The 10,306-nt window shown below is 66.6% G+C and carries 12 protein-coding genes and 1 tRNA gene; 12 read left to right on the forward strand and 1 reads right to left on the reverse strand.

Annotation, left to right across the window (positions count from 1 at the left end; translation table 11 throughout):
* Position 1 precedes the first annotated feature (1 nt).
* The 12 genes from BMY22_RS21610 to BMY22_RS21660 all read left to right on the forward strand — a co-directional run bounded on the left by BMY22_RS21610 (position 2) and on the right by BMY22_RS21660 (position 9,506).
* Positions 2-1,654 carry a hypothetical protein gene (locus tag BMY22_RS21610; protein ID WP_090625333.1) on the forward strand — a complete coding sequence of 551 codons (1,653 nt, stop codon included), beginning with the start codon at positions 2-4 and terminating at the stop codon, positions 1,652-1,654.
* A gap of 2 nt (positions 1,655-1,656) precedes the next feature.
* Positions 1,657-2,475 (forward strand): phage BR0599 family protein, encoded by an 819-nt coding sequence (locus BMY22_RS21615; RefSeq protein WP_090625334.1) that lies wholly within the window; start codon positions 1,657-1,659, stop codon positions 2,473-2,475.
* An 8-nt stretch (positions 2,476-2,483) separates the two neighbouring features.
* The gene (locus BMY22_RS21620; protein ID WP_090625336.1) at positions 2,484-2,720 is read left to right on the forward strand and encodes a hypothetical protein; all 237 of its coding nucleotides are present in this window, start codon (positions 2,484-2,486) and stop codon (positions 2,718-2,720) included.
* Positions 2,720-2,998 (forward strand): hypothetical protein, encoded by a 279-nt coding sequence (locus BMY22_RS21625; RefSeq protein WP_341865019.1) that lies wholly within the window; start codon positions 2,720-2,722, stop codon positions 2,996-2,998. Before BMY22_RS21620 ends, BMY22_RS21625 begins: the two co-directional genes overlap by 1 nt.
* The gene (locus tag BMY22_RS21630; protein WP_244158961.1) at positions 2,982-5,138 is read left to right on the forward strand and encodes a phage tail protein; all 2,157 of its coding nucleotides are present in this window, start codon (positions 2,982-2,984) and stop codon (positions 5,136-5,138) included. Before BMY22_RS21625 ends, BMY22_RS21630 begins: the two co-directional genes overlap by 17 nt.
* 43 nt (positions 5,139-5,181) lie before the next feature.
* The gene (locus tag BMY22_RS25080; RefSeq protein ID WP_090625338.1) at positions 5,182-5,670 is read left to right on the forward strand and encodes a hypothetical protein; all 489 of its coding nucleotides are present in this window, start codon (positions 5,182-5,184) and stop codon (positions 5,668-5,670) included.
* Positions 5,660-5,827, forward strand: a complete 168-nt coding sequence (locus tag BMY22_RS24530) for a hypothetical protein (protein ID WP_167363790.1) — start codon at positions 5,660-5,662, stop codon at positions 5,825-5,827. Before BMY22_RS25080 ends, BMY22_RS24530 begins: the two co-directional genes overlap by 11 nt.
* Before the next feature lie 734 nt (positions 5,828-6,561).
* Positions 6,562-6,649: transfer RNA gene (locus BMY22_RS21640), tRNA-Leu, on the forward strand.
* A gap of 171 nt (positions 6,650-6,820) precedes the next feature.
* Positions 6,821-8,134 carry a tyrosine-type recombinase/integrase gene (locus BMY22_RS21645; protein WP_090625339.1) on the forward strand — a complete coding sequence of 438 codons (1,314 nt, stop codon included), beginning with the start codon at positions 6,821-6,823 and terminating at the stop codon, positions 8,132-8,134.
* A gap of 126 nt (positions 8,135-8,260) precedes the next feature.
* Positions 8,261-8,509 (forward strand): transcriptional regulator, encoded by a 249-nt coding sequence (locus BMY22_RS21650; RefSeq protein WP_090625341.1) that lies wholly within the window; start codon positions 8,261-8,263, stop codon positions 8,507-8,509.
* Positions 8,506-9,219 (forward strand): phage antirepressor KilAC domain-containing protein, encoded by a 714-nt coding sequence (locus BMY22_RS21655; RefSeq protein ID WP_090625343.1) that lies wholly within the window; start codon positions 8,506-8,508, stop codon positions 9,217-9,219. Before BMY22_RS21650 ends, BMY22_RS21655 begins: the two co-directional genes overlap by 4 nt.
* Positions 9,216-9,506 carry a YdaU family protein gene (locus BMY22_RS21660; RefSeq protein ID WP_090625344.1) on the forward strand — a complete coding sequence of 97 codons (291 nt, stop codon included), beginning with the start codon at positions 9,216-9,218 and terminating at the stop codon, positions 9,504-9,506. The genes BMY22_RS21655 and BMY22_RS21660 overlap by 4 nt, the downstream gene beginning before the upstream one ends.
* 21 nt (positions 9,507-9,527) lie before the next feature.
* On the opposite strand, the gene BMY22_RS21670 is transcribed toward BMY22_RS21660, so the two are convergent.
* The coding region (locus BMY22_RS21670; protein ID WP_244158962.1) for an IS701 family transposase at positions 9,528-10,306 on the reverse strand (779 nt) is incomplete at its 5' end.

Here is a 10,306-nt window from a genome sequence, read left to right on the forward strand (position 1 = left end):
CCTGACCGGAGACCACTGGGCATTCGCCTGGGTCAACCAGTTCGCGCCCTCGCCATTTCTCAATGTCACGCCGCGCGCCGGGCAGGCGCCGCTTGGCACAGCCTGGCCCGTCGAAGCCAACGGCCGCAGCCTCGCCGGCCAGCGACAGCGGGCCTTCGTCGACGACTGGTACGACCGCATCCATATCAGCCCCCGCCAGCTCGACCTCGGCAACGTCGTCTCCACCCAGACCAGCACCGTCTCCCTGTGGAACGCCTACCGTGAACCGCGGACGCTGCTCGGCGTCGCCGGCCTCGACGAGGGGATCGAGCTGTCCGGCCAGTTGGCCGCGCCGCTGACCTTCACCGCCCTGCAGGAGCGTATCTGGCAAGTCGGCGTCACCCCCGACGGCGCCCCGGTGCTGGATACCGCGCTCGCCTGGACGTTCGACAACGGCGACGAGGCTAGCCTGCGGATCACTGCCAACCGCATCGTCGCCTGGGCCTTCGCCCCCGACTGGGCCGACGGCGTGCTCGAGCGGCTGACCTGGGCCACCGACATCCTGCAGAGCGAGTCGGGCGTCGAGCAGCGTCGGGCGATCCGCCTCGCGCCGCGCCGGGAGTTCGAGGCGCCGATGCGGGTCGAGGGGCGCGAACGGCAACTTCTGGATATGGCGCTGTTCGGCTGGGGAGCGAGAACCTGGGCCCTGCCGGTATGGCCGGACATCCAACTGCTCGATCAGCCGCTCGCCCTCGGCGCCACGCGCATCGCCTGCGCCACCGCCGGCCTGGACTTCGCCGTCGGCCGCCTGGCCCTGCTGCGCGGCGAGTCGGCCTTCGCCAGCGAGGCGGTCGAGGTGGCCGGGATCGACGCGAGCGGCCTCGACCTGGCGCGGCCCACCCAGCAGGCCTGGCCGGCCGGCGCGCGGCTCTACCCGGCGCGTTCGGCGCAGCTGCTCGAGCAGCCGAGCCTGACCCGCCTGACCGACACCGCCCAGTCGGCCGAGGTACGTTTCCGGCTGGTGGAGCCCTGCGACTGGCCGGAGAGCCTGCCGGCCACCCTGTACCGCGGGCGGCCGGTGTTCGAGCAGCGCCCCGACGAGTCGCAAGACCTGACCGCGAGCTTCGCACGCCTGCTCGCCGAGCTGGACAACGGCGCCGCGATTCCGCGCGTCACCGACGTGGCCGGCCGGGCCTTCCCGGTGCAGGGGCACCGCTGGCTGGGGATGGGCCGCGCCGAGCGCAGCGCCTTGCGCAGCCTGCTCTACGCCCTGCGCGGGCGGCAGGTGCCGGTGTGGCTGCCGACCCATGCCGCCGACCTGGAGCCGGTCGCCACCGTCACCGCGGTGGCCACCACCCTCGACGTCGCCAACGTCGGCTACACCCGCTTCGGCCAGGCCAAGCCGGGGCGCTGCGACATCCGCCTCGAGTTGTGGGACGGCACCGCGTTCCACCGCCGGATCACCGGCAGCAGCGAACTGAGCGCCGACGTCGAGCGCCTGTCGATCGACAGCCCGCTGGGCGTGCAGATCGAGCCGGCCGAGGTGCTGCGGATCAGCTGGCTGACCCTCTGCCGGCTGGACAGCGACAGCCTCGAGATCCACCACGAAACCGACAGCGAGGGCGTGGCCAACTGCGCCCTGGTCTTCCGAGGAGTCCGCGACGATGAGTTTTGACCATGACCTATGACGCCAGCGAGCGCTCGCTCGCCGGCGGGCGGCCGATCCGCCTCTACCAGTTCGCCCGCGGTCTGCTGCGCTGGGCCTATGCCTCCTGCGACCGCGACGTCGACCACCTCAATCAGAGCTTCAAGGCCCTGCGCGGCGGGATCGCCGACAACGGCATCCAGCAGTCGGGCGACAGCCAGCAGGACCAGTTCGTCGTCACCGCCCCGGGCGATCTGGAGGTCGCCCAGCGCTACCGGGCGGCGGCGCCCAGCGCGCCGGTGCAACTGACGGTGTTCGCCCGCCACGACGGCGTCGACGACTACCTGGTGATCTGGGTCGGCGAAGTGCGTTCGGTGAAGTGGACCCAGCCCGACCGCTGCGAGATCGCCTGCGCGCCGCTCAGCGAGCGCATGGAGATGCAGGGCCTGCGCCTGGGCTGGGAGCGCAACTGCCCGCACGCGCTGTACTCGCTGGCCTGCGGGGTCGACCGCAACGGCTACCGGGTCGACTCCAGCGTGCAGACCATGGACGGCGCAGGATTGGGCAACGGAAGCCTAGCCGCCTACCCGGCCGACTACTTCACCGGCGGCTACGTCGAGTGGCCAATCGGCAGCGGCGAGTACGAGCGGCGCGGCATCGAACGCCACAGCGGCACCCGCCTGACCCTGCTCGGCGGCACCGCGGGCCTGTCCGCGGGCCAGGCGATCCGCCTCTATCCCGGCTGCCGGCAGACCGTCGCCGGCTGCCAGCAGTTCGACAACCTGGCCAACTACGGCGGCATCCCGCACCTGGCTGGAAAATCCCCCTTCGACGGCAACCAGTACTTCTAAGGAGCGCCATGGACCCGACGACGATCCAGATCGCCATCATGGTCACCTCGATGGCCCTGAGCTACCTGATGCGGCCCAAGCCGGCCACCCCCAAGCCGGCGGCGCTGAGCGACTTCGATCTGCCGGTGCCCGACGAGGGCACCCCGCAGGCAGTGTTCTTCGGCGACTGCTGGAGCGGCGACTGGCAGGTGCTCAGCTACGGCCACCTGCGGACCAAGAAGATCAAGACCTCGAGCGGAAAATAATGGACGACCTCACCCACGTAACGGTAACGAGCGACGGCACCGAGCCCGACGAGCTGTTTGTGACCCTCGAACACCTGCACAGCGTCCCGGCCTTCGGCGCCCGGCCTGGCTACTGCCACCGCGGCGCCCGCGCCCTGTGCGCGCACTACGGGCTGGACTGGACGGAGATCGTCCGCGCCGGCGGCATCCCGGCCGGCGCGCTGCTGGCCACCGGCGACGCCCTGGCCCTGCACCTGGTCGACCATGCGCGGGAGGTAAGCCATGGGCATGGGGGCTAGCGTCACCGTCGGCTACAAGTACTACATGGGCCTCCACATGGGCCTGGGCCGCGGCCCGGTCAACGAACTGGTGCAGATCCGCATCGACGGCAAGACCGCCTTCGACGGCAGCGTCACCGAAAGCGGGCAGGTGTACATCGACAAGCCCAAGCTGTTCGGCGGCGACAAGAAGGAAGGCGGCATCAAGGGCACCCTCGACGTGCTGATGGGCGAGCCGACCCAGACCGCCCCGGCCGCTCTGGCGGCGATGCTCGGCGGCACGGTGCCGGGCTTTCGCGGCAGGGCCACGCTGTTCTTCGACGGCCTGGTCTCGGCGATGACCCCCTATCTGAAGACCTGGAAGATCCGCGTGCGGCGCACCACCGCGGGGTGGGACGGCGAGGCCTGGTACCCGGAAAAGGCGACGGTCGTCCTCGCGGCGGACGGCGACGAAATCCACGCGATGAACGGCGCGCACATCGTCTACGAATGCCTGACCAACCGCGACTGGGGCGGCGGCATGGACCGCTCGCGGCTCGACGACGCCAGCTTCCGCGCCGCGGCCGACCAACTCTACGGCGAAGGCTTCGGCCTCTGCCTGCGCTGGGCGCGGCAGGACTCGGTGGGCTCGTTCGTCCAGACCGTGCTCGACCACCTCGGCGCCGACCTCTACCTGAGCCGCTTCGACGGCACCTGGCATATCAGACTGATCCGCGACGACTACGACGCCGGGACGCTGCCGCTGTTCGACGAAGACTCCGGGCTGCTCGGCATCGACGAGGACGACAACGGGGCCAGCGCCGGGGCGGCGAACGAGCTGGTGGTGAAATGGCACGACCCCCTCGAGGACGAAGACCGCCAGTGGCGCGAGCGCAACCTGGCGGCCGTGCAGTCCGACGGCCAGGTGCTCTCGACCACCCTCGACTATCCGGGCCTGCCGACCGTCGAGCTGGCCGGGCGGGTGGCGGTGCGCGAGCTGCGTCAGCGCGCCGGCAGCCTCAAGCGCTTCAAGGTTCGCCTCGACCGGCGCGGCTACGCCCTCGAACCGGGCCAGCCGTTTCGCATCCGCAGCCTGAGACGCGGCATCGAAACGCTGGTGCTGCGCGCCGGGCGCATCGAGGACGGCACCCTGGACAGCGCCACGATCGCCATCACCGCCGTGCAGGACGTCTTCGGCCTGCCGGCCAGCCGCATGGCCGCCGTGCAGCCCTCCGGCTGGATCGCCCCCGACCGCGCGCCGGCGGCCGTCACTGCGCGCCGACTGGTCGAGCGGACCTGGCGCGATCTGGCGATGACTACCGACCCGGCCAACCTGCAACTGATCGACCCGACGGCCTGCTACCTCGGCGCCTTGGCCTCGAAGCCGACCGGCCTGTCGCTCGGCTTCGCCCTGGAAACCCGGGTCGGCACGGCGGCCTGGACGGAGCGGGACGACAGCGGCGGCTTCTGCCCGAGCGGACTGCTGACCGCCGCCCTGGGAGTGCAGGACACCGCCTTCGCCCTGAGCAGCGGGATCGACCTGGACTTCGTCGAGGTGGGCGGCGCCGCGCTGCTCGACGACGAGATCGTGCGGATCGACGCCTTCGACCCGGCGACCCTGAGCGGCATCCTGTCCCGCGGCTGCATCGATACGGTGCCGGCCAGCCACGCCGCCGGCAGTCGGCTGTGGTTCCTCGACGACGGCCTCGGCCTCGACCCCAGCGCCTACGCGCCGGGCGTCGCCGTCCAGGCCCGGCTGCTGACCCAGGCCGGCGACGGCCAGCTCGACCCGGCCCTGGCCCCGGTCGACAGCCTGACCACCGCCCAGCGGCAGGGAAGACCCTATCCGCCGGGGCTGTTCAAGCTCGGCGGCGCGAGCTACCCGGCCAGCGTCGCCGGCGACGTGGTGCTGAGCTGGGCGCACCGCGACCGGCTGCTGCAGGCCGACCAGTTGATCGACACCGCCCAGGGCAGCATCGGCCCGGAGAGCGGCACCACCTACAGCGCCCGGCTGCTGCGCGCCGATACCAGCGAGGTGCTGGCCAGCCAGATCGGGATCGCCGGCACGACGGCGACCCTGAGCACGACCTACGTCGGCGACGTGATCGCCGAGTTGTGGAGCGTGCGCGACGGGCTGGATAGCCACCAGCGCTGGCGGCACACCTTCGCCCACGCCATCTGATACCCGGCCCGCGCCAAGCGGGCTTTTCGTTTCTGGAGATCCCATGTTGCTATCCGAGATCCGCGCCGCGGCCATCGCCCCGGCGCTCGCGCTGCTGCCTGCGCGCATGAACAGTCCCCAGGCCGAGGCCATGCTCCTCGCCATCGGCCTGCAGGAGTCCGGCTTTATCCATCGCCGGCAGATCGGCGGGCCTGCCCGTGGCTTCTGGCAGTTCGAACTGGGCGGCGTGCGCGGCGTGCTACAGCATCCGCTGAGCCGGCCGTATGCGCTGGCGGTTTGCAAGGCCCGCAACGTCGAGCCGGCCGAGGCGGCGGTCTATGCCGCGCTCGAGCACGACGACACCCTCGCCGCGGCCTTTGCCCGCCTGCTGCTGTGGACCGATCCGGCGCCGTTGCCGGCGGTGGGCGAGGTTGCCAAAAGCTGGGAGCTGTATGTCAGGACGTGGCGCCCCGGCAAACCGCACCGCGACCGCTGGGACGGCTGTTATGCGCGGGCCATGGATGCATTGAAGGAGGCCGCCGATGCTCGCTAGCGCACTGGCTTCGCTGTTGATCAAGGCCCTGACGGCCGACGTGGTCGCCCAGATCCTGCTCAGGCTGGCCAAGTACCTTGCCGGCAGGACGGACACCACGCTCGACGATGAAATCGTTCAGATCCTGGAGGATGCCATCGCCAAGAGCAAACCGTGACCGTGCATCGCCGCTTCGGTGCCTTCGAACACTGGGGTGGCAGTAGCGGATGAATGCAATCACGCCGAAATCGAAATGAAGGAGAGCGACGGCCCCAGTGTTCCAGCACCCGGGCCGCCGCCGAACCTGCAGACTATCCCTGCAAGCCCAGCCAAGGCTCCCCCGCACCAACCAGCGGTAGGGAAAGGCCGAAGTGACCGGCGAGCTGGTGATCATGAACTGGGAACTGGATGCGCTGGGTGGGTTGTTTTGATAGTTGGCACGGGGGCGTGGGGGATTGAGGTGCCCGGACGGGCGAGAATGAGCGGAAAAATCGTTTCCGCATCTAGATAGGCAAAGGCTCTAGAACAAGCCTTTCAGAGGATAGGATTTTCTATTGTTGCGGAAATGGTTTTACGATAACATATTGAAATTGGTGGGTTTATTGGTCGGATTGCAAATCCGTGTACGCCGGTTCGATTCCGACCTCGGCCTCCATATACAGCAAAAACCCCCGCAGGTTTTTATCTGCGGGGGTTTTTTGTTTGTGCGGTTGTGGGCTATGTCGACACGCCATGTGTTGGCTTGCTTCGTGGAGGTTGGCTGTATATATTTTCGCGGCCTTCGTTGGTAGACATACCGGACTTAAAATTACCGGCGCCCAGTTACTGTAAGGGCTGCGAAGACTGTGTGATGTGCCCTTCGACTAGATGGCGAGGAAGCGTATAGCGGGCTGCAAAAGCCCGTAGCTACAGGCCTGGGTGGTGAAATGGTATACACAGCGGACTTAAACTCCGCCGCCGCTAAAACGGCATACGGGTTCGAGTCCCGTCCCAGGCACCATATACGTTCTTCCGCTTACTGCCGAGTTCCACCGAGTAAGACGGAAATCCCAGAGAAACCGGCCCTTGAGCCGGTTTTCTTTTGTCCGGATTAATCCGGGTTCGTCTGGATAGCTCCGCCGTTTAGGTATATGTTTCGGTATACATCGGTTCGATATGGAGACGTATACCAATGGCGCGGACCGTAACCCCGCTGACCGACCCTAAGTGCGAGGCTGCCAAACCACGCGAGAAGGAGTACCCGCTGTTCGACGGCCAGGGGCTCTACCTGCTGGTAAAACCATCTGGGGTGAAGGTGTGGCGCTTCAAGTACACCAAGCCGGACGGGAGGGCAGGGCTGGCCACTTTCGGCAACTACCCCGCGCTTGGCCTGAAAGCCGCACGATCACGCCGCGCCGAAGCCTTGGAGCTACTGGCACAGGGGCAAGACCCCATTGAGAGTGCCCGACAAGCCAAGATAGAAGCCGCAGCATCTTCCGCGAACACCTTCAAGGCTGTCGCCCTGGAGTGGCACGCCGCTGGTGCCCGCAAGTGGTCGGTAGGACACGCGGCCACGATCCTACGCCGCTTGGAGCTGTGTCTGTTCCCGGTGCTGGGCACCCGTCCCGTGGCCGATTTGAAAGTCCGCGACTTGCTGGCGCCACTCAAGGCGGCCGAGCAGCGTGACGCCCTAGACTTGGCCAGCCGCCTGCGTCAGTACATGGACGGCATCATGCGTTTTGCCGTCCAGCATGGGCATATCGACAGTAATCCGGCCCGCGACCTGCAAGGTGCCATCGCCACCCGCAAGACGGCTCACCGTCCAGCGCTGCCGATGGAACGCCTGCCCGAGCTGCTGGGGCGTTTGGACGCCTACAGCGGGCGGTCACTCACCCGCCTAGCCGTACAGCTCACGCAGCTGGTGTTCATCCGTTCCAGCGAGCTGCGCTTCGCACGCTGGGATGAAATCGACTTCGATCGCGCCTTGTGGACGATCCCCGGCGAGCGCGCCGCCATTGAGGACGTGAAACACTCCCACCGTGGCGCCAAGATGGGCACGCCGCACTTGGTCCCCCTGAGCCGGCAGGCGCTGGCGCTGCTGGCCGAGGTACGCCAGCTCTCCGGGCGCTATGAGCTGGTCTTTGCCGGCGACCATCACCATTACAAACCGATGAGCGAGAACACGGTAAATGCCGCACTGCGCCGCATGGGGTACGACACCAAGGCGGACGTTTGCGGGCACGGTTTCCGGGCAATGGCCTGTTCCGCCCTGGTGGAGTCGGGGTTGTGGAGTCGTGATGTAGTGGAGCGGCAGATGAGCCACCAAGAGCGCAACGGGGTGCGGGCTGCCTACATCCACAAGGCCGAGCACATGGAGGAGCGTCGGCTTATGTGCCAGTGGTGGGCGGACTATCTGGACGCCTGTCGGGAGCAGTTCGTGACCCCCTACGACTTCGCCCACCGTGGCGAGGATGCCGGCAACGTGGTGACGATCAGGCGCGCATAGTCGGTCATCATTATATTCGTTTATGTTCTAATTTAATTTTTTTGGTGCAAAACGATCTATTAAATAGGTTTGCATCGCCACCCAGTCACATAGCGTCGCGCCGGTCTCAACCCATGAGGAACCGGCATGACCAAGCAGCAAGCAGCAGCACCGAGCGCGCAGGCGCCGACCATTCCCGAACTCTGGACGATGGCCGAGGTAGCTAAGACCTTGGGCCGCACCCGCGCAGGCGTGGACAAGCTGCGCGCCCGCGACCCGCAGTTCCCGAAGCCGCTGAAAGATGGCACCGACCGCCGCAGCCGCATTTACTTCGTCCGGCAGGAAATCGAGGCGTACCTTGCCGCCCGCCTGGCAGCGCGCGAGGTGGCGGCATGAGCGCCATCGTCGAAATGCCAGTAACGATGACCAGCCTGGAGCTGGTCGACTTCATCAACTCAGTGCGCGGCGAAGGGGAGGCCGTGCTTGATCACGCGGACTTCATGAAGAAGGTGCCGAAAGTGCTCGGTGAAGATGCCGGAAAGTTTTCCGACATCTACCGGGACAGCATGAATCGCTATCAGAAGAGCTACCGATTCCCGAAGCGCGAGTCCTGCCTGATGGCCATGTCCTACAGCTACGAGTTGCAGGCGGCCGTGTTCGATCACATGACCAAGTTGGAAGAGGCGCTGAGCAAGGCTGTCACTATTCCTGACTTCAGCGATCCGGTGGCGGCTGCCAGAGCCTGGGCTGATGCAAAGGAGCGTGAACTGCAGGCCGTCCAGCAGCTCGCGCTTGCCGCGCCCAAGGCCGCCTTTGTCGACCAGTACGTCGAGAACACCGGTTCGATAAGCTTCCGCCAGGTAGCCAAGCTGCTCAAGGCCAACGAGCGAAAGCTCCGCCAGATGCTGCTGGACAAGGGTGTCATGTACTACCTGGGCGGCGTGCTGACCCCGTACCAGCAGCACATCGATGCCGGCCGCTTCGAGATGAAGACCGGCACCAGCGAGCGCAACAGCCACGCTTTCACCCAGTCCCGCTTCACCCCGAAGGGTATCCAGTGGATCGCCGGGCTGTGGGCTTCCTACGAGATGGAGAACGCCGCGTGAACTTCTATCCGTTCCATCCTGGCGACTACATGCTCCGCACGGCCCACTTGGACCCGCTTGAGGATCTGGCCTATCGCCGCCTGCTCGATTTGTATTACGTCAACGAGAATCCCATCGAGGGTGCCGCGGAGTCTATCGCAAGGGTTATCCGCATGCGTTCGAATGCCGCCGAGGTTGAGGCCGTTCTGCGCGAGTTCTTCATCGAAACGACTGAAGGGTGGCGCCACAACCACTGCGACGAGGTGATCGGCCAGTACCAGGCACGCGCTAATATTACTGTGTCATAAAATCAAACATTCATCTGCTCGCTATTTTTCCGTCCGCAGCACGGACAGCGATCGAGACGGCTCGCCAGCCGCTGGGCGATCAGCCAGCGCAAGGTCGTGATCGAGTTGGGTTGATGACGCTGGGGCCGCTGAGCGGCCCCGCGGAACGTACTCTTGGGGTAAGGCAGATGGCGGGCGGAGTGTGGCGTTTTTTTGGGTGTCAGGATGACGCAGGCGCTCGGCCACGAGAAAGCCATAGGCGGCAATGCACAGGGAGGCATGATGGTGAAAGCCACGCCAGCCTCGTCCTTCATAATGGGCAAGACCGAATTCCTGCTTCAGTTCCTGGTAATCGCGCTCGATGCGCCAGCGCATCCTGGTCACGGCAACGAGCCGTTCGAGAGAGGTGTCCGCGGGCAGGGTCGACAGGACGTATTTTTCCGGTTCCTGCTGCCCCTCGGGCCACTCGATGAGCAACCATTCCTCGTCGCGCACGGCCGTCCGCTGCTGGTCACGATGCGCCGCCCGCACCCGAACCGCGGCAAAGCGACCGGACAGTGCCGTGTTGCTGCCCTGCCGCCAGGTGACGGTACGATAAGCACTGGCCGGCAGGCCGAGCGCCAGCGCCTTCACGCTGACCGGCCGATGTTCGGCATCCCGCCGCAGCAGGCGGGGTTTGCGTCCCACGCCCTTCCACGGTTTCGGGGGCAGCGGCGCCTCGCCTTCCGGCCAGACGGTCGTCGTTCCCTGCACGCCGACGGCGTAGATCAGCCCCAGCTCGGTCAACCCATCGCGAAATCCCGTATCGTTGCCGTAGCCGG

It is taken from the genome of Azotobacter beijerinckii (assembly GCF_900110885.1).
Taxonomy (GTDB): domain Bacteria; phylum Pseudomonadota; class Gammaproteobacteria; order Pseudomonadales; family Pseudomonadaceae; genus Azotobacter; species Azotobacter beijerinckii.